General features: G+C 62.3%; 15 protein-coding genes and 3 pseudogenes. 6 read left to right on the top strand and 12 right to left on the bottom strand.

Annotated features, from left to right (window positions below):
* Positions 1-91 precede the first annotated feature (91 nt).
* Positions 92-1,129: an IS630 family transposase gene (locus OMK73_RS09495; protein ID WP_267601780.1), complete on the bottom strand. Its 1,038-nt coding sequence runs from the start codon at positions 1,127-1,129 to the stop codon at positions 92-94.
* 192 nt (positions 1,130-1,321) lie between these two features.
* Here OMK73_RS09495 and OMK73_RS09490 point away from each other — a divergent pair, with 192 nt between their 5' ends.
* The 4 genes and pseudogenes from OMK73_RS09490 (at position 1,322) to tkt (ending at position 6,432) form a co-directional block, all read left to right on the top strand.
* On the top strand, positions 1,322-2,050 hold the full coding sequence (locus tag OMK73_RS09490; RefSeq protein WP_267601779.1) for a hypothetical protein: 729 nt from the start codon (positions 1,322-1,324) through the stop codon (positions 2,048-2,050).
* A gap of 26 nt (positions 2,051-2,076) precedes the next feature.
* Positions 2,077-3,615: a cbb3-type cytochrome c oxidase subunit I gene (locus OMK73_RS09485; protein WP_267601777.1), complete on the top strand. Its 1,539-nt coding sequence runs from the start codon at positions 2,077-2,079 to the stop codon at positions 3,613-3,615.
* A gap of 198 nt (positions 3,616-3,813) precedes the next feature.
* Positions 3,814-4,005 (top strand): annotated as a pseudogene (sdhB, locus tag OMK73_RS09480) (succinate dehydrogenase iron-sulfur subunit); the annotation flags it as partial.
* A 348-nt stretch (positions 4,006-4,353) separates the two neighbouring features.
* Positions 4,354-6,432, top strand: a complete 2,079-nt coding sequence (gene tkt / locus OMK73_RS09475; protein ID WP_267602078.1) for a transketolase — start codon at positions 4,354-4,356, stop codon at positions 6,430-6,432.
* Positions 6,433-6,461: 29 nt separating this feature from the next.
* Here the strand turns inward: tkt and pgm are convergent, their stop codons facing one another.
* The 11 genes and pseudogenes from pgm to OMK73_RS09420 all read right to left on the bottom strand — a co-directional run bounded on the left by pgm (position 6,462) and on the right by OMK73_RS09420 (position 20,685).
* Complete coding sequence (pgm, locus tag OMK73_RS09470) at positions 6,462-8,105, bottom strand: phosphoglucomutase (alpha-D-glucose-1,6-bisphosphate-dependent) (protein WP_267601776.1); 1,644 nt, start codon at positions 8,103-8,105, stop codon at positions 6,462-6,464.
* Positions 8,102-9,064, bottom strand: coding sequence for a 2-deoxy-5-keto-D-gluconate 6-phosphate aldolase domain-containing protein (locus OMK73_RS09465; protein WP_267601774.1), 963 nt, complete (start codon positions 9,062-9,064; stop codon positions 8,102-8,104). The genes pgm and OMK73_RS09465 overlap by 4 nt, the downstream gene beginning before the upstream one ends.
* Before the next feature lie 34 nt (positions 9,065-9,098).
* The gene (locus OMK73_RS09460; protein ID WP_267601773.1) at positions 9,099-9,494 is read right to left on the bottom strand and encodes a hypothetical protein; all 396 of its coding nucleotides are present in this window, start codon (positions 9,492-9,494) and stop codon (positions 9,099-9,101) included.
* A complete protein-coding gene (tal, locus tag OMK73_RS09455; RefSeq protein WP_267601772.1) occupies positions 9,487-10,596 on the bottom strand; it encodes a transaldolase in 1,110 nt (369 codons plus the stop codon). Before tal ends, OMK73_RS09460 begins: the two co-directional genes overlap by 8 nt.
* Positions 10,593-11,333, bottom strand: coding sequence for an HAD family hydrolase (locus OMK73_RS09450; RefSeq protein ID WP_267601771.1), 741 nt, complete (start codon positions 11,331-11,333; stop codon positions 10,593-10,595). Before OMK73_RS09450 ends, tal begins: the two co-directional genes overlap by 4 nt.
* Positions 11,297-12,088 carry a hypothetical protein gene (locus OMK73_RS09445; protein WP_267602077.1) on the bottom strand — a complete coding sequence of 264 codons (792 nt, stop codon included), beginning with the start codon at positions 12,086-12,088 and terminating at the stop codon, positions 11,297-11,299. Before OMK73_RS09445 ends, OMK73_RS09450 begins: the two co-directional genes overlap by 37 nt.
* A gap of 126 nt (positions 12,089-12,214) precedes the next feature.
* Positions 12,215-12,597: pseudogene (locus OMK73_RS09440) on the bottom strand (glucose-6-phosphate dehydrogenase); the annotation flags it as partial.
* A gap of 85 nt (positions 12,598-12,682) precedes the next feature.
* Positions 12,683-13,711 carry a phosphogluconate dehydrogenase (NAD(+)-dependent, decarboxylating) gene (gnd, locus tag OMK73_RS09435; RefSeq protein WP_267601770.1) on the bottom strand — a complete coding sequence of 343 codons (1,029 nt, stop codon included), beginning with the start codon at positions 13,709-13,711 and terminating at the stop codon, positions 12,683-12,685.
* Positions 13,712-13,725: 14 nt separating this feature from the next.
* Positions 13,726-17,721 (bottom strand): GH36-type glycosyl hydrolase domain-containing protein, encoded by a 3,996-nt coding sequence (locus OMK73_RS09430; RefSeq protein ID WP_267601769.1) that lies wholly within the window; start codon positions 17,719-17,721, stop codon positions 13,726-13,728.
* A gap of 311 nt (positions 17,722-18,032) precedes the next feature.
* Positions 18,033-18,736, bottom strand: a pseudogene (locus OMK73_RS39050) (glucoamylase family protein); the annotation flags it as partial.
* A gap of 488 nt (positions 18,737-19,224) precedes the next feature.
* A complete protein-coding gene (locus tag OMK73_RS09420) occupies positions 19,225-20,685 on the bottom strand; it encodes a GH39 family glycosyl hydrolase (RefSeq protein WP_267601768.1) in 1,461 nt (486 codons plus the stop codon).
* Between the two features lie 688 nt (positions 20,686-21,373).
* On the opposite strand from OMK73_RS09420, the gene OMK73_RS09415 reads away from it, so the two are divergent.
* Together OMK73_RS09415 and OMK73_RS38260 are read left to right on the top strand one after the other, a co-directional pair.
* Positions 21,374-21,592, top strand: coding sequence for a CsbD family protein (locus tag OMK73_RS09415; protein WP_267601767.1), 219 nt, complete (start codon positions 21,374-21,376; stop codon positions 21,590-21,592).
* A gap of 235 nt (positions 21,593-21,827) precedes the next feature.
* A complete protein-coding gene (locus tag OMK73_RS38260; RefSeq protein WP_324291697.1) occupies positions 21,828-24,800 on the top strand; it encodes a hypothetical protein in 2,973 nt (990 codons plus the stop codon).
* Positions 24,801-24,828: the final 28 nt, after the last annotated feature.

The raw sequence follows: 24,828 nt of genomic DNA, 5'->3' as shown, positions 1-24,828 counted from the left end.
TTGCCCGCTACGATACCTATCTACTGGCACCCGACCCAATGTCGGCGCGTGGTCTGTTAAGTTATTGCGGATACTGACTAAACACAACGTCTTAAATAATGCAGCATAGTCGTCGTAGTACCTCGTTTGGTCTCTTCCATTGCTGGAAGCAGGCGTCGACTGCCGAGAGAACTTCTACGAGGGTGGCGAAGTACCGGTTATGTAACCCCAGGCGCCGTGTCAGTTTCCATACGCGTTCGATAGGCGCCAGTTGCGGGCTGTATGGTGGCAGGAACAACAACGTCATGTGCCGCCTGTATTTGTGCAGTAACGGTTTGAGCAGAACGGCATGGTGGTACTTGGCGTTGTCCAGGACCACGACGATGCGCTTGCCGCGACGTCGATGGCGCAGTAGTTGGCGAAGAAAGGATGCAAACGTTTCTGCGTTGAAGACAGGGCATACCTGCCAGACGAAGCGACCCGTGCTCAGACTGACGGCGCCAAAACATGCCACCGACTTTCGCGTCGGCGCATGCATCAACACCGGATCGCGGATTTCCGGGGCCACCCACATGCGACAGCGCGATCCGTGTTGCTGGAAATGGCATTCGTCCAGGCTCCATAACTCAATGTCGTCGCGCTTTGCCAGTCGCCGCAGTTTTTTTACCGCCGCAACGCGAACAGGATCAGACTGGGCGACCTGCGGGCGCGGCTTGCGCAGCCGGAAACCCATCTGGCGAAACAGCCTCTGGCACTGCCGCACGCCCAGCTTGATGCCATAGCGCTGACGCAAGTGCTCCGATAGAACGGGCCCATCCCACAGGCCCGCTTCAAATCCGAAGTCGCGTGGTGTCTTGCGCAGATCCGCCTCGATGCGACGCCATTGCGAGTCATTCAACGCACGCGGGCGACCGGGCCGTTCACCTTCCCGCAATCCGTCGAAACCGCCCCGCTCGAAACGTCGGACCCATCGCTGAACTGTCGTGGCCGCTTGACCGAACATCTGGCCCACTTCAGTGCACGAGTAACCGATGCTGACCAGCAGCACCCCGTGCAGGCGGTGGTCATACCGCGACTCCTCGCTTCGCTCGATCTCCTGTCGAATCGCCAACTGCATGATCTGTGCGTCTGCAATCTCGAGTCTGCGCATGGCTGCCTCTCCATTAGAGTAACCACGCAATCATACATGCTGCAATACTTATGTCGTCATGTTTAGAATGGGGTGTGACAACTGGGCCGGTATCGATTCCCGATGCGGGATCGGCGGTGACCTGACCCTATAGGGAAAAAGTCGATGCACGCCAACTGCGGGCTGGCGTCACTGATGCGCACAGAGGGATAGATGAGCACCGTTGTCGGAACCACCGAATCCGCCGAGCCGGCATTATCGCCTTGGTGGGTGCGCAGCGTGCTGATCGTGATAGTGCTGGGTTTTGCCGCACTGCTGACCATCACCACTCTGGCCTACCGCAATGCACCACCGATCCCGGCCCAGGTGCTCGACGCGAGCGGTGTCAGCGTGTTCAGCGGCGACGATATTCGCGCCGGTCAGGCTGTATTTCTGAAATACGGTCTGATGGACAACGGCTCGATCTGGGGCCATGGAGCCTATCTCGGCCCGGACTATTCGGCCGAGGCGCTGCATCGTATCGGGGACGACACGGCCACCGCGTTGGCCATGCAGCAGTATGGCCAACCGGTGGCTGCAGTCACGCCGCTTCAACAGGCCGCGATCCGGGCGGAAGTTGCGTTGACGCTGAAGACCAACCGCTACAACGCTGCCACCGGCGCACTCACACTGACACTAGCGGAGGCGCAGGCATATCGCCAGCAGATCCATCGCTGGACCGACTATTTCCAACACCCTGAAACGAACGGGGGCCTGGCACCTGACCTCATCACGAATCCGCAGGAGTTGAAGCAGTTCACTGCCTTCGTCAGCTGGGCGGCATGGGCTTCCGTGGCCGATCGCCCCGGCGCCGGCTACTCCTATACCAACAACTTCCCATCCGATCCCAGCGTCGGGAATCGCCCACCGGCGGTGCGCTGCTGTGGAGTGCACTTAGCCTGATTGCGCTGCTGGGCGGCATCGCCACGGTGTTGCTGGTGTTCGGTAAGTTCGACTATCTGGGCTGGGTGAGCCCCGGAAGGCAGGTGCGCTCGCAACGGCTGCCGGGGCACGCCAGCCCGGGGCAGCGCGCACTGGTGAAGTACTTCGTGGTGGTGGCTGTGCTGCTTCCGATGCAGGCCCTGGTAGGTGGCACGACGGCACACTATCGCGCCGATCCCGGCAGCTTCTACGGCTTCCGCCTGGCCGAAGTTTTTCCCAGCAACCTGATGCGCACCTGGCATCTGCAGACGGCCATCTTCTGGATCGCCACCGCCTACGTCGCCGCGGCACTATTCCTCGGCCGCTCGCTACGCGCCGATGAGCCGAAAGGTTTTGCTGGCTGGGTGCACCTACTGTTTGCCGCATTCGCCGTGGTGATCGGGGCGAGCCTGCTTGGCGAATGGGCGGGCATGTCTGGTTTGCTTGGGCGCTGGTGGTTCTGGTTCGGGGATCAGGGCTGGGAGTACCTCGAGATCGGCCGCTTCTGGCAAATCCTTCTGATACTCGGTCTCTTCACTTGGTTCGCCCTGCTGCTCTGGGTGACTGACCCGCGTCAGATCGCCAATCCGGCGGCAAAGCCGCTGGCGAAAGTGTTCCTGCTGGCGGCGCTAGCGATTCCGGTGTTCTACGTGCCGGCGCTGTTCTACGGCGCGCATACCAATTTCACGGTGGTCGACACCTGGCGCTTCTGGATCATTCACCTGTGGGTCGAGGGGTTCTTCGAATTTTTCGCCACTACAGTGGTGGCGCTGGTGCTCTTCCAACTCGGGCTGACCCAGCGCAACACCGCGCTGCGCGTGATCTATCTGGACGCGATCCTGTATTTCCTCGGCGGTCTGATTGGCACCGGCCACCACTGGTACTTCACCGGTCAGACCAACATCAACATGGCCGCGTCGGCGATGTTCTCTGCCTTGGAAGTGGTGCCGTTGACGCTACTGACGCTTGACGCATGGGATTTCGTACGCACCACCCGCGGCGTGTGCGACGAGTACGGAAGGCCAATCGCGATTCCGCACAAGTGGACGTTTGGGTTCCTCATGGCAGTGGGCTTCTGGAACTTCCTCGGCGCTGGTGTCTTTGGTTTCCTGATCAACCTTCCAATCGTTAGTTACTACGAGGTAGGTACCATCCTCACACCGAATCATGCCCATGCAGCGCTGATGGGCGTGTTCGGCATGCTGGCGATCGCGCTTTTGGTATTCGTACTGCGCGAGACCAGTGACGACATACACTGGAAAGAGATCGAAAAGTATGTGCGTGTCGCCTTCTGGGGCACCAACATAGGACTGCTGCTGATGGTCGCACTTAGCCTGTTTCCGGGCGGGGTACTGCAGGTTTGGGATGTGATCGAGCAAGGTTACTGGCATGCACGCAGTTTCGCCTACACCGGTAGCCCCCGTTCGCACCTGATCGAATGGTTGCGTCTCCCCGGCGACCTGGTATTCATCGTCTTCGGCGCGGTGCCGCTGGTGATCGCCGCGCTCAAGGGCTGGCTGGCCGTGCACCGGCGTGGAGGGCACTAGACTCAACTCAATGTGGGGGATGAGCGGCTCACACAGCCCCATTCTATTCGCAAAGTGAAGGCGGTCTGTTGTTGCGACGATGTGGTGAGTCCGTGTCCATCGTCGCGGAAGGCGTTCGGATTGGTTGATTTCGCGGGACTACGGCGGCGATTGGGGGCGACACCTTCGGCGGGGTGACGGTTTTCATGCTCTCTGGTCTATTCTCCTGACAAATATGTCGGGCCAACTGGCCTGTTGCAGGCTTACCGATTTATCGTCGACTCACGCGACACGGCCACCGCCGAGCGGCTCGATAGTCTTGAGGCGTACCGTCTCTTTCGCTGTCGCAGCATTCTGAACTGCACAGACATTTGTCCGAAGAACTTGAACCCCGCCTATGCGATAGCCTAGATCAGAACCATGCTTGCGCGCCGCATGGTGTGATGCCGGGCTCAATCCGCGTTGACCATGGTTTGCATCTATGTATCGATTTCCGAACCCAGATCGACGAGGCCGTCCGTTCCTCGTTGCGCAGATAGATGCGCTGGTCGCGATTGGTCGATCCGATGCTGGACGCCGCCATCCCAATCCGGGATTTGGTGGCAACGGCGCGGGCCTTGAAATGGCGTACTGGACGCACTAATCTTGTGCAAGCGGGAGAATGCTCTCTGCGCTGAACAATCGGGAATGTTTTTCTGCTGCGCCGCGAGAGATTGGCGCGGCATTCCGTCAGGATCCAGAGGCTCCAGATTGAACTCAATGCGCTCTACCGACCTCCCGACGGCCGCACTGGATGACCTTTGCGTCAACACGCTTCGTTTCCTGTCCGTCGACGCCGTGCAGAACGCCAACAGCGGCCATCCCGGCATGCCGTTGGGTGCGGCGCCGATGGCCTATGTGCTATGGACCCGCTTTCTCAAGCATCATCCGGCCAATCCGCTTTGGTTCGACCGGGACCGTTTCGTGCTATCCGCAGGCCACGGCTCGGCGCTGCTATACAGCTTTCTCCACCTCGCAGGATATGATCTGCCGCTCGAACAGCTTCGGCAATTCCGGCAGTGGGGCAGCATCACGCCGGGCCACCCGGAGCGTGGCCTGACGCCGGGTGTCGAAGTGACAACCGGACCGCTCGGTCAAGGATTTGGCAACGGCGTGGGCATGGCGATGGCGGAAGCGAATCTGGCCGCTCGCTACAACCGCGATGGCTTCGAGATCATCAACCACTTTACCTACGGCATCGTGAGCGATGGCGACCTGATGGAAGGCATCGCGTCCGAAGCCGCCTCACTGGCTGGGCATCTGCATTTGGGCAAGCTGATCTACCTGTACGACGACAATGGCGTCACGCTTTCCGCAAGCACGGGTATCACCTTTACCGAGGACACTGCGCAGCGCTTCGAGGCATATGGCTGGCATACCCACTTGGTTAAAGACGGCAACGACCTGCCATCCATCGAGCAGGCACTGCATGCCGCCCGCGCCGAGACCAGGCGACCGTCTCTAATCCTGGTGCGGACGCATCTCGGTTATGGGTCGCCCAACAAGCAAGACACGTTCGAAGCGCACGGTTCGCCGCTCGGCGTGGAAGAGGTCCGATTGACCAAGCAAAACCTCGGCTGGCCGGTGGATCCGCCGTTCCACATCCCCGAACCGGCGCGCACGCATTTTCTTGAGGCGAGCGAGGAGGGAGAGCAGGCCGAAGGGGAATGGCGCCAAAAATTCTCCGCCTACGAAAAGCAATTCCCTGATCTTGCGGTGGAGCTAGGACAACGCATGCGTGGCGGAGTCACTGGGGACTCTTCCGGATGGGAGGCGGCGATCCCGCAATTTCCCGCGGGCAGCAAAGGCATGGCCACGCGCGCCGCATCGGGGAAGGTCATGAACGCCATCGCTCCGCTGTTTCCCGCGCTGATCGGCGGCTCGGCGGATCTGGACCCGTCGACCTATACCGCGCTGAAAGGGTTGGGGGACTTTGAGCCAACCAACATTAGCGCAGCTGACAGACAGGGTTCCAACGGCGGGGGCTGGAGCCGCGCCGGCCGCAATCTGCATTTTGGCGTGCGAGAGCATGCCATGGGCGCGATCATGAACGGCATGGCGGCGCACGGCGCAATGGTGCCTTTCGGCGCGACCTTCCTGATTTTCTCCGACTACATGCGCCCCGCGATTCGCCTTGCCGCGCTGATGGGCCTGCACGTTATCTACGTCTTCACCCACGACAGCATCGCGTTGGGCGAGGACGGCTCCACGCATCAGCCAGTGGAGCAGCTTGCCAGCTTGCGCGCGTTGCCACGCCTAGTCGTGATTCGTCCTGCGGATGCCAACGAAGCCGCCATCGCCTGGCGCGTCGCGCTGGCAACTTGCGACCGGCCGGTGGCACTGGTGCTCACGCGGCAGGACGTTCCCACCCTGGACCGTACGCAATTCGCCGCCGCCGACGGCTTGCAGCGAGGCGCTTACATCCTGGCCGACGCCCCGAACGGCAATCCGGAATTGATCCTGATAGCCAGCGGCTCGGAAGTCTCGCTGATCGTCGCTGCACAGATCAAACTGGCGCGGGAGAACATCCAGGCACGTATTGTCTCGATGCCAAGTTGGGAACTGTTCGATGCCCAGCCGAAGGCGTACCGTGAGGCGGTATTTCCCCCTGAGGTCGCTGCACGGTTGGCGGTCGAAGCAGGCGTCTCGCAAGGCTGGCACCGCTTTGTCGGCGACCGCGGCGATGTGCTGGCGGTAGACCGCTTCGGTGCATCGGCCGCGGGCGAGATCGTGATGCGCGAATTCGGTTTTACCGTCGAGAACGTTTGCAGGCGGGCGGCTTTGCTGCTCCGCCCGTAGCAGAGGCTGTGTGAGCACTGGCGGCCTTCTCAGGTTCCAAGCACGGCATCGACAATCGCCTGCGCCTCCGTTGCGATCCGGCGCAGATGATCCTCGCCATGCAAGCTCTCGGCGTAGATCTTGTAGATATCTTCCGTGCCTGACGGCCGCGCGGCGAACCAGCCGCTTTCGGCGATGACCTTGATGCCACCGATCGGGGCATCGTTGCCAGGTGCCCTGGTAAGGATGGTTTGAATCTTCTCGCCCGCGAGGTCCGTGCATTTCACCTGTTGTGGCGAGAGCTCCAACAGCACTTTTCGTTGCGCCAGCGTGGCGGGCGCCTCGATCCGGGTGGTAACCGGGTCGCCGAGTTCATGCGTCAGCTTGCGATAAATCTCGCCCGGATCGAGGCCGATGCGCGCCGTGATTTCGGCCGCTAGCAAAGCCGGCGCAAGACCGTCCTTGTCCGTCGTCCAGACCGAACCGTCAAGACGCAGGAAGGATGCGCCCGCACTTTCTTCTCCGCAAAAACCCAGGGTTCCGGTGCCTAGGCCATCGGCGAACCATTTAAAGCCAACCGGCACCTCGTACAGCCTACGGCCGAGCCGCGCGGACACACGGTCGATCATCTGGCTGCTGACGACGGTCTTTCCCACGCCGGCCTCCCCGGACCACTTTGCGCGGTGCTGGAAGAGATAGTCGATGGCAACCGCGAGATAGTGATCGGAGGGCAGCAATCCCACACTCTGGGTGACGATACCGTGCCGATCGTGGTCGGTGTCGCACGCAAAGGCAATGTCGTAACGGCTCTTCAGGTCGATGAGGCGCTGCATGGCGTAGGGCGACGACGGATCCATGCGGATGCGGCCATCCCAGTCGACCGTCATGAAGCGGAACGTAGGATCGACTTCGTCACTGATCACGGTCAGGCGTAGGCGGTAACGCTCGCCAATGGATTTCCAGTAGTGAACGCCGGCGCCGCCGAGCGGGTCCACACCGAGACGGATGCCGGATTCACGAATCGCGGCCATGTCAATCATCTGCCCGATTTCGCTCATGTAGGCGTTGAGATAGTCGTACCGATGTGTCGTGGCCAGGCTCAGTGCCTTCTCGAAGGGCACCCTTCTGATACCTGTGAGCCCGTCTTTTAGAAACGCGTTGGCCCTGGTTTCGATCCAGCTGGTCACGGCCGTATCGGCCGGCCCGCCGTTGGGCGGGTTGTACTTGAATCCCCCATTGTCCGGCGGATTGTGCGAAGGCGTGACGACAATCCCATCGGCGAAGCCGGCGGTGCGTCCACGGTTATGCGCGAGGATGGCGAGCGAGATCGCAGGCGTGGGTGTGTATTCGTCGTGCTCGGCAAGCATGATGTCCACGCCGTTGGCGGCCAGAATTTCGACCGCGCTGGCGCAGGCGGGGGTCGACAGCGCGTGCGTGTCGATGCCGAGGAATAGCGGGCCGTTGATACCTTGCCCGGCGCGGTACTCACAGATGGCCTGGCTGATGGCGAGCACATGCCATTCGTTAAAGCTCCTTTCCAGGGACGATCCTCGATGGCCGGACGTGCCGAATATCACGCATTGCTCAGCCACCGAAGGATCGGGCGCATCCGTGTAGTAGGCCGTGACGAGCCTTGGAACATTCACCAGGATTGCCCTTGGAGCTGGTTTGCCGGCCAGGAGACTTATCTTCATGGCACTGTCCTTGGTGCCGTGGTTTCCGAGAGTCCGGGCGCCGCGCCAGGGCGGGACGTGCGCGCCCGTTCGAAGATTGCCACCCATTCGCCATAGCATTGGGCGATGCGGGAAACGGCGGCCTGCCTCGTCATCTTCTTTGATTCGTAGTCGGCGATCGCGTCCCAGAAGGTGGTCCGTCCGACCGCGAAGCCGATCAGCCCCGGCACCCGCGCCGCGGTTTCGAGCCATGCCACCACGCGCGGCTCGTCGGCGCCGCGCCCCAGCACGATGCAGCCGACGTCACCCCGTCCGTCACGCCGCACGGTTTCGACCAGTTGTTCGCAATCTTCGCGGCGATCGAGTCCCTCGATCTTCCAGACATCGGGCTCGATGCCCGCATCCTGCAGGGTACGGATGGCCTGGCGCATCAGGGCAGGGCGAGTTCGCCGATCGTAGGCATCCTTGTCCACCTGGACCTGCTCCAACTGTACCTTCGTGGCCGGTACCAGCAACTCGAACATGAAGCGTTGCGCAGCCTTCCGGCAGTAGTCGGTCAGCTGTCTCAGGCGGGCTGTCTGCCGCAAATTGAGCGCGGCATCGCCATCCGGGTTATAGCGCACCAGCACTTTCGCGAAGGTCGGTCTGAAGGCATCGATGTGCTCCGCAAACGCCTCGCCATATTCGAACTCGAACTCGTCCGAACCGCTCTTCTCGACCGAGACCGCGGTGACGTAGCCACTGCGTATCGCATCGCGAAGAATGCCGGCGCCGAATTCTTCATCAACCAGAATGCCGGCGCAAGACGCCGGCACCCCATCGTCGACGGCTTCCCTGAAGCCATCGTAGATGAGTTGCTTGCTGCCCGCTACCGTCTTGTGCTGGTTCAGCGGCGGCTTGAACTGGAACATGCCGGTCACATAGGATTGGCGATGATCGAACGGCAATAGGTAGAGCGGTGATTTGTAGCCGAGATTCATGATGGTCCCTCCTGAAGCCGGCGACAACGCCGGATCAATGTGTTGTTGGAACTGTCGTGTCCGTGCGTCGGCTCCCGGGCGTCCTCAAGCTCCGGAATGATGCGCAGCCAAGTTCGTCCCCCCAATGCTCGAAGGAGACGATGCGCCAGCTCACCCTTGCGCCAAAACACGGTGCTCGAGCGACCAGTGTCCCCAGCGCCTCGGGGTCAGGGGCTCGGCGATCGCCCTCCAGCGTGACATGCTTGCCGTTGCTTTCCATCTCGAGATAGATGGCGGCGGCTTTGCCGATAAGGCGCTCGCCTCGCTGCGGATCGTCGGCAAAGATGTGCGGCAGGTGCAGATGACGCACCTGCCAGTGATGCGCCGCGAGCGCCGGCCACGCCGGCCGATCGGACGGCCGCGGGTCGGGGATGGATGCCGGGTCAAACATGATCGCCAACGCCGCCCGATTCGCTGTGCGCGAGCGCCGCCCCTTTGCTGGCCAGGACAGCCATCAGATCGGCCCAGGATTTGGCGAAGGATTCTGCGCCCTCCCGCTGCAACCGGCTGGCCAGCGCCGCTGCATCCACGCCGGCTTGTGCAAAGGCGGCGAGCACGTCTTGCGCATCGCCGCCATCCGCCGCCATGGTGCCGGTCACCGCGCCGTGATCGGCGAAAGCGAGCAGGGTGGCTTCGGGGATGGTGCTGATGGTGTCGGGTGCGGCGAGCGCCTCCAGATATAGCGTGTCCGGTGCGGCAGGATCCTTGGTGCCGGTGCTGGCCCACAGCAGGCGTTGCGGCAGCGCGCCGCCGTTCGCCAGCTTGCGCCAGCGCGGCGAGTTCAATAGTTCGCGATAGGCCCGGTATGCGCGCCGCGCAATGGCGATGCCAAGACGATTGGCCAACGCGCCGGGAATCTTGTCCTTGACCGCCACATCCCAACGACTGATGAAGATCGAGGCGACCGAGCCGACCTTCGGATCGAGACCGGCGGTGATGCGCCGCTCGATGCCGCGCAGGTAGGCCGCCGCCGCCGCAAGGTACTGCTCACTGGAGAACAGCAGCGTGACGTTGATCGGCACGCCGGCGAAGATCGATTCTTCGATGGCGATGACGCCGGCAGGCGTGCCCGGAATCTTGATGAAGAGATTGGCCCGCCGCGCGCGAGCATGGAGTTGCGCGGCTTCGCGCACCGTGCCCGCCGCATCGTTTGCCAGTAAGGGAGAGACTTCCAGCGAGACCCAGCCGTCGACGCCAGCCGTCGCCTCATGGATGGGGAGGAAGAGATCGGCGGCACGGGTCAGGTCGTCCAGCGCCAGCTCGAGAAAGAGGGCCTCCCCTGACTTCCCTTCAGCAGTCTTTGCTTGAATTGCCTCATCGTAGAAATTCGTGTTCCGAATGGCATGATCGAAGATCGTGGGGTTCGAAGTGAGCCCGGTGACGGAGAACTCGCGCACATAGCGCTGCAGCGTACCGCTTTCCAGCAGCCCGCGCGAGATGTTGTCGAGCCACAGGCTTTGACCCAGTGCTTGAAGACGTTCGGTGGCGTTCATGGAGACCTCTGTTCGGTATGATTCGCCCGGGCGGCATCCAGCAGGACCGCCAAGTCATAGTTGAGCAGGTCGCCGATGTGCTCGACCGTCAGGTCGGCGGCTGGATATGCGGTCACGGCATGCGGGTCGTGGGCGTAGTGCCCCTGCCGCGGAAAGACGGTTGTGAGCCTGTCTTTCCATACCGCCTTCATTGCCGCCAGGATGCGCGGCTTGTCGTCGACCATGACGTAATGACGAGCCGGGTAGCGCTGCTCGACGTCGTCGAGCATGGTCTCCTTATGAATATAGATCAACACGCGCCCCTCGACTGCTTTCCATAAGCCGGAACGCTGGATCTTGCGCGGCTGGAAAACCACGTCGCCATCGGACAGGACGACCGTGGGCCCCCAGGCGCCAAGGTGTTCGATGACCTCGAGCGCTCGGGGGTACAAGCGGTCTGCAAACGGATAGTCCACCAGGAACGCAGACATCAGCAGCAGGCGCGGATCGTTCAGGCTGTCGAGGCGGTAGCGCTGCAACGCGCCCAGGTAATCGGCGTATCCCAGTTCGGCACGCAACGCCTCGAAGATCTGCCAATAGCGCTCCCGGTTCGCGGCGCCAAACGCATGGTCGAGGTGTGCCTGGAGATCGTCCTGGAGGCGATCGTTATCAAGCAGCGTGTTATCGCAGTCCAGCAGGAAGACCAGCTTCTCTCGCGTTTTCATGGCAAAACCTCCTCTGATGTGGGGTTGTGCCATCGATCGTCGCCAGCCAGGATCCGGCCGGCCGCTGGCGGCCCCCACGTATCCGGCTCGTACTCGAAAACCGGCACCGCGTCGCCGAGGATCGGGTCTACCACACGCCAGGCCGCTTCGACCGTGTCGCCGCGCGTGAATAATGCAGCATCTCCGCGCAGAGCGTCTCCTAGCAGGCGTTCATACGGTGTCATTTCGTCGCGAGGATAGTGTCGGGCGACAAGCGCCGTTGCCGCGCCGACCATCGGCTCGCCCGGCACCTTGGTCCGTGTACCGATGGTCGTCACCACATCCGGGCTGAGCCGGAAGCGGAAATAGTTCGACTGGCCGGGACCATTGGCGTCGAACACAGCGGGCGACGGCGGCTTGAGCTCGATCGTGACTTCGGTGCAGGTGATCGGCAATCGCTTACCGGCCCGGATATAGAAGGGCACCCCGGCCCATCGCGGGTTGTCGATATGCAGGCGCAGCGCCGCGAACGTTTCGACTTGCGAGTCGGGCGGCACGCCTGTCACGTCGCGATATCCGCAGAACTGTCCGCGCACTATTTCGTTCGGGGAAAGCGGGCGCATCGAACTCAGGACACGCAGTTTTTCGTCGCGTATCGCATCGGGACCGCCATCCATGGGAATTTCCATCGTGAGCAGCGCCATCACCTGGAGCATGTGATTCTGTACCACGTCGCGTATCGCCCCCACTTCCTCATAGAAGGCGCCGCGTCCCTGCACGCCGAACTGTTCGGCCATGGTGATCTGCACGCTTGCCACATAGCCGTGGTGCCAGACCGGCTCCAAGAATGTGTTGGAGAAGCGAAAATAAAGCAGGTTCTCAACTGCTTCCTTGCCGAGATAGTGGTCGATACGGAAAATCGCCTCCTCGGGAAAACAGGCGTGCAATGTCCGATTGAGCGCCTGCGCCGAAGCAAGGCTGCGGCCAAAGGTTTCTCGACGATCACCCGGCCATTCCGGGCGCAGGCAGATCTGGCCAGACCTTGTGTGACGGGCTCGAACATGCTGGGCGGAATGGCAAGATAGTGCAGCGGCCGCGCCGCGTTGCCCAAGGCCCGGCACAGTTGTTCATATGTCGCGCTGTCCCGGTAGTCGCCGCCGATGTACTGGAGCCGGGCCGCGAGCCGAGCAAACGCAACGGCATCCAGACCGCCATGTTTCTCCAGGCTGTCGCGCGCGCGGTTGCGGAACTCATCGAGATTCCTGCCGGATCTCGCCACCCCGATAATAGGCAGATCAAGGTGGCTACGCTTGATCATCGCCTGCAGCGCCGGGAATATCTGCTTGTAGGCCAGATCGCCGGTGGCGCCGAAAAGACCAAGGCGTCGGAAAGGGATGCCGTCATCATTCCTCCGATGCCGCGGCAGTCTTTTCCACGTGGCCGCCGAAACCGTGGCGCATGGCCGACAATACCTTGTTGGCAAAGTCGGCATCGCCGCGCGAGCTGAAGCGTTCAAAGAGCGCGGCGCTCAGGATGGGGGCCGGGACAGCTTCGTCGATGGCGGCGGTAATCGTCCATCTGCCTTCTCCGGAATCCGACACGCGGCCAGTGAAGCTCTCCAGGTTCGGGTCATTCAGGAATGCGCTGGCGGTAAGATCAAGCAACCACGAGCCGATCACGCTGCCGCGGCGCCATAGCTCCGCGATCTCCGGAAGATCCAGGTCATATTGGTAGTAGTCCGGGTCTCGCAGTGGGGTCGTTTCGGCGTCCGTATTGCTTTTCCGCTTTCCGACGCTGGCGTTGCGCAGAATGTTCAACCCTTCCGCGTACGCTCCCATGATGCCGTACTCGATGCCGTTGTGAACCATCTTGACGAAATGTCCCGCCCCGTGCGGGCCGCAGTACAGGTAGCCGTGCTCGGCTGTGCTGTCCGATTTTTGCCGCCCGGCCGTGGGCGGGGCCGCATCCTTGCCTGGGGCGAGCGCGGCAAAGATCGGGGCGAGATGCCGGACAACTGCCTCTTCCCCACCGATCATCAGGCAATAGCCACGCTCGAATCCGGCCACGCCGCCGCTGGTGCCGACGTCCACGTAATGAATCCGGCGTGATCCCATCGCGGCACCGCGCCGGATGTCGTCGCGATAGTAAGAGTTGCCCCCATCAATGATGATGTCATCGGCGTCGAGCAGCGGTACAAGTATCGCCAGATCTTCATCGACAACGGCGGCAGGTACCATCAGCCAGATCGCGCGCGGCTTGCGCAGCGCGGCTGCCAGGTTTTTCAGGGAAGACACCCCGGCGACACCGGGCTGCAGCGCGGCGGTGACGGCCTCCCCGCGCACGTCATAGACCACGCATTCGTGGCCGTGCTTCGTCAAGCGCCGCACCATGTTGGCGCCCATGCGCCCTAGTCCAATCACGCCGAGTTGCATCTTGTACCTCCTGCTCAAGGAACGTTGCGACGCGATCCACCCTGGATCCTGATCTCGACCGAATGTGGCCGGTGGTCGTCCACCAGCGGAATGGCCTGGCCGGGCCGCTCGATACCATCGATGGTCATTCCCGGCTTGCCGTCCGTGTAGTGCGGCAGGACGGTAATGTGGTAGGGCGTCCTCCGATAGCGGTAGCTCACCTCGAATGACGTCCAGTCAGCTGGCACGCACGGCGCCACATCCATTTGGTCTTCCGCAAGTGTCACGCCCAGAAGCGATTCGACAATGAACTGGTACATCCAGCCGGCCGAGCCGGTGTACCACGTCCAGCCGCCGCGCCCCATGTGCGGCGCACGCGCATAGACATCCGACGCCAGCACGTAAGGCTCCGTCTGATAGACCGCTATGGTGGCCGCCGATGCGGCGTGATGGATCGGATTGATCATCTCGCACAGTTGCCAGGCTCGCCCGGCGTCGCCCAGGGCCGCGAACGCCATCGCGGCCCAGACCGCCGCATGGGTGTATTGGCCGCCGTTCTCGCGCACCCCACGCAGATACCCCTTGATGTAACCGGGATCGGGTTCGAACTGGTCGAAGGGAGGATCCAGCAATTGGACCAGCGCTGCCTCGCGGTGCACGAGTTGCCGGTCGACTGCGTCCATTGCCTGGCGCGCGCGCTGGGCATCGCCCGCGCCGGACAGGACCGACCAGCTCTGCGGGATCGAGTCGATTCGGCATTCCGTGTCTGCCGCGGAGCCCAATGGCGAACCGTCATCGAACCAGGCGCGGCGATACCAGTCACCGTCCCAACTGCTCCGCTCGATGGCAGCGCACAGGCGGGCCGACTCGCCCAGGCAGCGCTCGGCAAACGATGGATCGTGGTGTCGATGCGCGAGTTCGGCGAACCGCGTCAACACCGCGCACAGAAAGAAGCCGAGCCACACGCTTTCGCCCTTGCCGCCAGCGCCGACCAGATTCATACCATCGTTCCAGTCGCCGGACCCCATCAGCGGCAAGCCGTGCGCTCCGAAGCGCAAGCCGTGCTCGATGGCCCGCACACAGTGTCCATACAGGCTGTCCACCTCTTGCGATTGCCGTGGCAGTTCGTAGCTGGACGCCTGGCCGGCCTTCAGTGCGCTGCCTTCGAGGAACGGAACGGGCTCGTCCAGCACGCCGGCATCGCCGGTAACCGCCACGTAGCGGCATGTCGCCAGCGGCAGCCATAGGTAGTCATCCGAGCAGCGGGTGCGCACCCCGCGTCCGGCCGGTGGATGCCACCAGTGCTGGACATCGCCTTCGGAAAACTGGCGGGACGCGCTGCGCAACAGGTGCTCTCGTACCAGCTCCGGCGTGGCGTGCACGAGGGCCATCACGTCCTGCAATTGATCGCGGAAGCCGAATGCGCCACTCGATTGATAGAACGCGTTGCGTCCCCACAGCCGGCAAGCCAGGACTTGATAGACAAGCCAGCCATTGGCGAGTACGTCAAGAGCCCGGTCCGGTGTTCTTATCCGCACGGTGCCCAGCGTGTGCAGCCAATAACGCTTGACCGCCGCAAGCGCGCGGTGCGCGGCAGCGACGCCACGGAAGCGGGCGATCAGCTCGCGGGCCGCCTCGATGCCATGTCCGGCGCCAAGACGGAAGACGATCTGGCGCTCCTGGCCCTCGGCCAGATCCAGCCAGACACGAATCGCGGCGCAGGGGTCGAGCCCTGCGCCCACGGTATCGGAAAGCCGAAGCTGCGACATTGCCGCGGGATGACGCAACGAACCGTTGCGGCCGAGAAACGCTTCGCGATCTCCGCTAAAGCTCCGCTCCGCCTGGTCGTCGGTATCGAAGAAGGCCGTGCGTCCGGCAAAGTCCGTGTTGTAGGGGTTGCGGGCAAGCAAGGCGCCACTGTTGGGATCGAGACTGGTGACCACGTGCATCCGCGTCTTCTCGCGCTGGTCGCCGAGCACCCATTCCAGGTAGCCCGTGACGGATATCCTGCGGGGGCGACGCGAGCGATTGCGCAGGGTCAGGCGTACGAATTTTACCGGTGCGTCAAGCGCGACGTACACACATAGTTCGGATTCGATTTCGTCCTCGTCGTGTTCGAATGCGCTGTAACCAAAACCATGGCGCGTTTCGTACGCCGCCTTGCCGCCACTCGGCAGCAGTGTGGCCGACCAGAAGTGGCCGGTGTCTTCGTCGCGGAGGAAGTACGACTCGGCAATCGCATCGCCGACCGGGTCATTCGACCACGGCGTGAGACGAAACTCTTGTGCGTTCTCGCTCCAGGTGGTGGCGCTGCCGCTCTCTGAGACCAGGCTACCGAACGACGGGTTCGCTAGCACATTGACCCACGGCGCCGGCGTTGGCTTTCCGGACGCCACCGTTATCACATACTCCCGCCCGTCCGGCGTGAATCCGCCAAGCCCGTTGGGGAAGAGCAGGGGCCGCTGCGGCCGGTCCGCAGAAGTAGCGGTGGAAGCAGCGGCGGTCGCGTCGGCGCTACGCTCGGCCGGTACGGGGCGAATCGATTGCCGGGCAGGGAGGCTTCTTTCGCCCAGGTTCTCCCACGCGCCGTCGCCATCGTTTATCACGATCCGGGCAACCGTTTGCAGCAGGGTCCGGCTTTGATCGTCGATCGCTTCGGCGCGGAGCACGAAGATGCCTCCATGCCGGCCGGGCGCATCGATGACGCAGCAGGCGCGGGCAAGGGCCGTGATCCGTTCGTGCAGGGGCTCATGGCCGGCGCGGTCTTCGCAGACGATAACAAGGTCAGCCGCCAGTCCCATCAAGCGCCAGTAGGTGTGCGCATCCACCAGCCGGCGTACAAGCTCGAGGTGCCGCGGATCTGCAATTTGCAGCAGCACGATCGGAAGATCGCCGGAGATGGTGTAGGCCCATAAGCCAGACTGGCCTAGCCGGTTGCTGGCGAGAATGTCCGGGCCGGCACGCAGCGAGGCATTGGCGTAAATCACGGAACTGGCGAGGCGCTCGAAGCGTTGCGCGTCCGCCTCGGTGGCACGGAGCTTGTTGAGGAGCGCGCGGCCATAGGCGGGCGCCGCGGCGAGAGCGCCGTCCGCGAACTGCTGATCCTGGCATTTCCCGAGCAGCGCAAGGCATGCCTCGCGGGTTGCCGCGACGCCGCTGACCAGATCCACGGTCGCGGTTTCGCCTGGGCCCAGCGTAATCGAACAGCGTATCGCGACCACCGGGTCCAGGACAGGCCCGGCGCTCCCGGACAATGCTGCATTCCCGCGCAACGCCTGGGGATCCGCCGTGGTATGGCCGCGGCCGATGAAACGCATGCGATCCGTCTCGTAGCTAATGTCGCCCGTTGTCGGCGGACGCGCGGCGAGCATGTGGAACATCCATGGCGTTGCCTCGTCGGGGGTGCGCTGCCGTCGGGTGCACAGGATCGCCTGGTGCTCCCGGTCGATCGCTGTTTCGATAAACAACTTGTTGAAGGCAGGGTGGGCGGCATCCTCCGCCGGCGGGCCCAGCACGATCTCGGCATAGCTCGTTAGATCGAGCTTCCTGTGGGCGAGCGAACGGTTGGTGACGCGAACCCGGTGCACCTCGATGTCGTCTTGCGGCGCGACCGCGATATCGGTCGTCGTTTCGATATCGCGGTCGCAGCGCCGGAATGTCGCGCGGCCCTCCGGGAATGCTGCTTCCCAGGCATCCGCCTGCGCTGACGTCGGCTGATAGGTGGAGGACCAAAAGTGTCCGCTCGCGAGGTCGCGAACGTAGCAAAATGAGCCCCAGTTGTCGCAGGTTGCGTCTTCGCGCCATCGCGTCAGCGCGATATCGTCCCAGTGACTGTAGCCGCCCCCTGCGCTCGTGACCATCACGTGGTAGTTGCCGTTCGAGAGAAGGTGTACTTGCGGGGCCGGCGCGGCAGGACTGTCGAAGCTGCGGCAAGGCATTGTCCGGGCAGCGGCGGCCATGGCCGTGCTCCCCAGAACCGAGTCCGAAGATCCACCGGCATGCGCGGATTCGTCGTCTACTTCGTGGGCCATGATGAAGCGGCTCAATTCTTGGCTGGGCCGCGCGGCGGGTAGCGTATGGTGAGCAATCTACCGCAAGGGATATGCAAGTTCGGTCCGCCAACGTACGGTTGCGCTGGCCGTCGGCCGGGCCGGCCCCCACGGCTCCTGCTGCCGGCAACACATGCGGACGGTCGATGGCGCTCCGGTGTACCCGCTAGTCCCGGGATTCAGTCCAGCCATCCGCCGCTGAAGCCGGCGCGGCGCAGGCCGCCTACGATGTAGGGACATTGCCGCAGGAGCGCCCAGACCAGCCCGGTCAGGTAGTTGTCAATCATGATGACCGTCGGTCCTTCATTGATGCCGAAGTGATAGGGCGACACCCAACCGGCTTTGCGGGCGGGTTCGCATGGGAACGTTGGATTGAAAGACGCCTTGAAGCCATAAGGATTGGCTTCACAGAGCCGGAGCCGGTTAAAGTGCTCGATCGTCGGCAATACGATCTCGGGGGCAAACGGCAGGGACGCCACCACGGCCCATGGTGCGAGTGTGCCGTCATCGGGGCCAAGGGCGCCCCGCGCGCAACATAGTCGAAGAAGATGCGCGGCACGCCGTTGACGTTCCTGGTGACCGCGCCGGGTCCGTCGCTGGCGGACGTGCCCCAGCAGAATTCCCCATACTGCATGAATCCGAGCGGATTCCGCATCGCATATTGCTGCTGTACAAAGGCGGCGCGGCGACTGTTCTCGAAATAATCGCACTCATGCTCCTGCATGAACGGGTCGCGGATACCGCGAAAATCGATCCAGACGTGCGACAACTGATGGATGAACAACGGACCGGCGTATAGATACTCGATCCCGTAAATGGTCTTCCATCGATAGGTTTTGGACCATGCCGGGTAGCAGCGTTCGGGAATGGGAAAGGTCGGCGACCCAAGCGCGAGGACATACAGGATCAGCGCTTCGTCATAACCTTCCCAATGCCATTTCAGGAATCCATGTTCCGGTGTCCAACCGTGGCACACAAGCGGAGCGGCTCCAAGCATCCAGCGCCAGTCAACCCGCTTGTAGAGCATATCCGCCAGCTGCCTGATCTCGGTTTCGCCGGCTGAAGCCTCCTGGAAGTACGCGGCAGCGGTCAGCACTCCGGCGATCAGGATCGCTGTATCGACACTCGACAACTCGCAATGCCAGGCCCTGCGACCTGACGCCATATCCAGGAAATGATAATAGAACCCCTTGTAGCCGCTCGCATTGGGCGCAGTGCTCTGCTCGCTGCCTGCCAGGAACCGCAGCGTCGCCAACGTCCGTTGCACGGCGTGGTTGCGCGATATGAAATGGTGTTCGACGCCGATCGGGTAGACCGTGAGCGCCATGCCGATTGCCGCTATGCTGGCCGGCCAGTTGTCGAGCGTCTTGTCGAGCACCAAACCGTTTGCCGGATTCGCCTCGTGTATGAAGTACGCAAACGAATCCCGCTGCAGGCTTTGCAGCATGTCAGTTGCGGAATTCTGCTCCTGGCGAACGACATCCGTCACGGCTGGCTCCATTCAATTCGCAGCGATGCCACCGATTGGGGCGGCAGGACGACCTCGATCACTGTCGTTTCGCGATCGAAAGAGAAGGCATGCACGTCATCCGAAAGCGTCGCCGCGGCACTGATTCGCTCGACATCTTCAGTGATCAGGTATTCCGGTTGCCCAAGCGCGCGCCACGCCGCCACCGGGTTGCAATGATCCGGGTCGATGCGCGATACGGTTACCCGGCACGGGCGCCGGCCGGCCGTCCCCGAGAGCCTCAGCTGTGCCGTTTCACTGCAAATGGGATGACGCGGCATCGCCTGGTTGACCAGCAATACACTGGAGGTGGGGCGCGGGCCAGTGTTCAGTTTTCCTACCCAGACGGCGACTGTCTCATGGCTGCCCAGGACGGGAAGGCGACCATCGCCAAGACGCAGCATCAGCTGGAATGCCCGATAAACCGGTTTGGCAATGCCGTGCAAAGTCAACAAGCCGAAGCCCCCATGAAAGGGAACGCTCGGGAAGCCGCCTTCCTCGAAGAGGTCGGAGAACGTCCAATAGCCATACGCATCCACGATGCCGTCCACACTCATTGCAATCCGCACCGCCAGCGCCGCGGCAAATGCCTGGTCGAGCAGCGGATCACGCGGATTGGCGGTGATATTCCATTCGGTATACAGAAGGGGACGTCCGCGCGCCTGGGCGCGTGCTTGCAAGGCATGCTCTCGCATCACATCCTTCGGCGCGTGTTCCAGTTGCGAAATTGAGTCTGGGCCAAATTGAGGAGACGCGTCGGTGGGGTAATAGTGTGTGCTGATGAAATCGACGGCAAGCCTGTTCTGCTCGCAATAGCCGATGAACTCGTCAATCCAGGCATTCTGCGCGGTGGCGGGGCCGCCGACCTGCAGGCGATCGTCGATGCGCTTGATCGCGTCGACTGTGGTGCGATAGAGCGCGAAATAGCCCTGCTGGTCGCCGGTCCAGAACTGTCGCAGATTGGGTTCGTTCCAGACTTCGAACAGCCACTGGGAGACTTCGGCGATGCCATAGCGCGCGACCCAATGGCTTACCAGTTCATGGATCAACAGGCCCCACTGCCGATAATCCCCTGGAGGGGTTATGTTGGCACGATAGTGGAATACGGTAGCCGTGCCAGAGGCCAGCGCCGTCGGCATGAATGACAGTTCAATGAGCGGCTTCATGCCAATCGATAACAGGAAATCGAATATCTGGTCGGCATTGAAGAAAGAGTACGACCACCGGTTGCCGCCATAACTGACGGTACTCATGTCGTCACACAGGATGCCGTGAAAGCGCACGTGGCGGAAGCCGAGATCGAGATGTGCACGGCACAGTTGAGCTTGCCAATCGGCGCGCAGCGCTATGGGTGCGTGACAGCTTCCCACGGTGTGTCGCCAGGGGTGTGCCAGTGGGAGCGGTGTCGCGGCGAAATCGCAGTTGAAAGTGGTGACCATGACTGAAGGCGAGGAAGACGAAGTGATAGGCAAGCAGGCAAGTCCGATGCGTAGTCCCCGAATGGCGTCATGACTGCACTTTACCCATATGTGGCGCGGATGACTTCAATCCTGCAAGACGTATCTTGTCGGGACTCACGTGATCCGCAAGGCTTTGGGTGCATTCGTTCCTCTATGTATAGCCCGTCCCAGGCACCCGCCGCCGTCCGGGGCCGTACAGTTCGGATAATTTTCATCAGCGGTTTAGGCGGCACAGTTGCACGGTTCCGTCCTTGAATGTCAGAGCCGGTCTTGTTCTATTTGCTGCGTTGCTGCCCTATATTCATTAAGTGACCTTCTAGTTTCCCCGCGTCGGACCTAGCTATGGCGGAGTCCGGCTGATGGACTCGCGACCGGCTCCCCCGCAGCCTGCTCGCAGATAAGCGGCGCCTGCGAACCCGCGACGACAGCAAAGAGCCATCGCAAATGTCCGTCATCGTACCGACAGCAGGGAAAACGGCTGCCAGCCTTACAGTGTCGAGTAGGGGCGCGATGCCGACCTGGCCCTACAACCGGTCCTGGCGATAGTTTCCAGCGGTGTGATAGGAACGCTGTTGTTCATACTGGTGGCTGTGCTGCTTGGCGGGGTATAGGCCGCGAAATACCGACCGTTTCGAGCGGTCATCCATCTTTATCAAGGAGCATCGTCATGAACGAAGCTCAAATGCAGGGCCGCGTCGAACGGGCAAAGAGAAGAGTGAAGGAGGTATTCGCCGATGGCAAGGAAGACAGGACGGGCGAGTTGAACGGCAAGGCCGAGCAACGCTTCGGCCGGACGCAAATCTCGTATGGAGATGCAAAGCAGAATCCAAGCGGCGGCCATAGGGCTGATAGCGCTGATCATCAAGTATTGGACTTGACAGCGTAGGGAGCCACCATCCTGGAAAGAGGAGTGATACCAGGCGAGCATGCGGAACCAACTGGGGGATTCTGTTAGCGAACCAGAACGGTTCTGGCATGGAACGGAGGCGGCAATGAAGGCGCAGAGTACCGACAATCTGTCTGTGGAACTCCACCAGAAGGTGCGCCATAGTGCAACCCCGGATAAACCTGGCCGAGCCGGCCCATTACCACCCGTGCCCGCGCCGGTTAGGAAGTCGCTCATGCGTTTCGTTCTGCGACGCGCTTTCGGCAACCCCTCTTCATCGTCCCCATGGAGTAGCAAGGCACCAGTCAGGGAGGAACCGTTCGACATCGAACAACTCGAACTGCACGCGCAATGCCTGGCAATGGCTCAGTCGGTAACGATAACCCCGCCACATGTCACTTCGTTGCGTAGCCGACTCAACGACAACGCCAGCGTTCTGCTTGCCGCCTACCGCGCAAGTGCTAAAGAGCTGACGAGCGGACCGGATGGGCTACCGGCAGCAGAATGGCTGCTCGACAACTATCACTTCGTCGAGGTGCAGATCCGCACGATCCGGGATGATCAGCCCCACGGCTATGATCGCCAGCTGCCGAAGCTGGCCGAAGGACAGTTCGCCGGCTATCCGAGGGTGTTCGGAATAGCTTGGGCCTTTGTCGCCCATACCGACAGCCATGTCGATGCGGACACTTTGCGACGCTTCATCGCCGCTTATCAGCAGGTGCAGCCGCTTACGATCGCCGAGCTGTGGGCCGTGGCAATCACCTTGCGCATCGTTCTGATCGAGAATCTGCGCCGGCTGGCCGAACAGATCGTGGCCGGCATAATCGACCGCGGCAACGCGGATGCGCTGGCTAGGCGGATGCGCGGCTCGGGATGCACCAGAGCCATCCTCGACACGGATATCGCCATGCGCTCGTCCGCCCCCTTGTCCGATCTCTTCGTCGCGCAGGTCGCGAAACAGCTGAAGGCCCAGGTTCCGAACGCCACTGCAGCACTCGGCTGGCTGGCGGAGCGAATTGGACTGGAGGACATTTCAATCGATGAGGTGGTGCTGCACGCCCAACGCACACAGCGCGCGTGCAATGTCTCCGTACGCAATGTCATCACCAGCATGCGGCTGATTTCCGCGATCGACTGGGCTGCGCTCTTCGAGAGCGTGAGCCTCGTTGATGCGCGGTTGCACGCGGGAAGCGCGTTTGCCGCGATGGATTTTCCCACCCGAAACCTCTACCGAAGCGCGATCGAACAACTGGCGCGGGGTTCGTCAGCGTCGGAGCTCGATATAGCCGACCTGGTGTTGAAACTTGCCGAGACCGCGGCAGCTGGCGCGGCCAATGCGGTGCAGACGGAGCGTGCCGGGGATCCCGGCTATTACCTGATTGCCGAGGGGCGGCCGGCTTTTGAGCGCTCGATAGGCTTTCGGCCCCCTGCGCGGCTACGGATCTGCCGCTTTGGCATTGGCTTAGGTATTGGCGGTTATGTCGGCGCAATCCTGCTCGTCACGCTGGGGTTGCTGGCTATCTCGCTGTGGGCGCTGCCGATGCGCGGCTTGGTGGGCCAGTGGCGCGCGCTGCTTGCGCTTCTCTGGTTCCTGCCCGTCAGCGAGGTAGCAACCGCGCTCGTCAATCGCGCAGTGGCCTGGAGGCTTGGCGCGAAGATCTTGCCAGGTCTGGAACTCAAGTCAGGCGTTCCGCAATCGCTGCGCACGCTAGTTGCCGTGCCAACCCTGCTGACCAACGAAGCGGCCCTTCGGGAGCAGATCAAGGGGCTGGGACTCCACTACCTCGCCGGCGGGAGCGGTGATCTGACTTTCGCGCTACTATCGGACGGGGTCGATTCCGACCAGGAAATCCAGCCGGGCGACGCACGGCTGCTAGCGGTAGCTTCCGAGGCAATTGGGGAGTTGAATTGCCGCCACGGGCCGGGACCCGTCGGCGAGCGCTTCCTGCTCCTGCACCGTCGGCGCGTCTTCAATGCTGCCGAGGGCAAATGGATGGGGTGGGAGCGCAAGAGAGGTAAGCTGCACGAACTCAACCGGCTCCTACGCGGCGCCACCGATACGAGCTACACGCCAGTCGCCGGGCACGCGCCCCGGGTGCCTAACGCGGTGCGCTACGTAATCACCCTGGATTCCGATACGCGGCTGCCAAGGGATGCGGCGCTCAAGCTGATCGGCAAGATGGCGCACCCGCTAAACAGGCCGAGATTCGATGATGCATCGCAGCGTATCGTGGGCGGCTACGCCATTCTTCAGCCACGCGTCGCGCCCTCGCTTCCGCTCGGCTGCGACGGTTCGCTCTATCAAAAGATCTTCTCTGGCCCTGGTGGCATCGATCCCTATGCGGCGGCGGCCTCCGACGTCTATCAGGATCTCTTTGGCGAAGGCTCCTATACCGGCAAGGGCATTTACGATGTCGACGCCTTCGAGGCAGCCCTGCGTGACCGAGTCCCGGAGAATGCACTGCTCAGTCATGATCTTCTCGAAGGCATATTCGCCCGCGCAGGCCTTGCCTCCGACGTCGAGGTCATTGAGGATTTTCCATCGCGCTATGACGTCTGCGCCAAGCGCCAGCATCGTTGGACACGCGGCGACTGGCAACTCCTGGCCTGGATTTTCGGGCACGGCACGGGAAGTCGGACGGTGCCGATAGTGGGCCGCTGGAAGATGTTGGACAACCTGCGGCGCTCTCTGCTCTCGCCTATTTTGTTGCCGGCGCTTGGTGCGAGCTGGCTGCCGCCCATGCCTTCCGGTGCGTGGGGCGCGCGGCTTCTCCTCGCCGTCGTTGCGATCCCGGCATTCCTTCCCAGCCTACTTTCGCTGCTGCCGCATCGCGCCGGCTTTCGCCTGCGCTACCGCTTTTGGATGCTGGTAGCCGATCTGCAACTCGCGGCGACGCAGACCTTCCTTACGCTTGCTTTTCTGCCCGACCAGGCCTTCCGGATGGGCGATGCCATCCTAAGAACACTGGCGCGTCTGTATGGCACTCACCAGCATTTGCTCGAATGGACCACCGCCGCGCAGTCGATGACAAGCCCGCGACTGGATCTGACCGGCTTCTATCGGCAGATGGCGGGCGGCACGTTACTCGCGTTGTTGGTGATCGCCGCGGGCATTGGCTTCGCGCCCTCTTCCTGGCCGTATCTCGTACCTTTCGCGCTGCTATGGCTTGGCGCGCCTGCGCTCGCCAAGTGGAGTAGCCGCCCCTGAACGCTCGCGCACGGGCGCCCGGTTTCGG

This window comes from Cupriavidus sp. D39 (genome assembly GCF_026627925.1).
Classification (GTDB): domain Bacteria; phylum Pseudomonadota; class Gammaproteobacteria; order Burkholderiales; family Burkholderiaceae; genus Cupriavidus; species Cupriavidus ulmosensis.
Note: the sequence above shows the minus strand (reverse complement) of the source record. Positions and strands in the feature narration are given on the sequence as shown.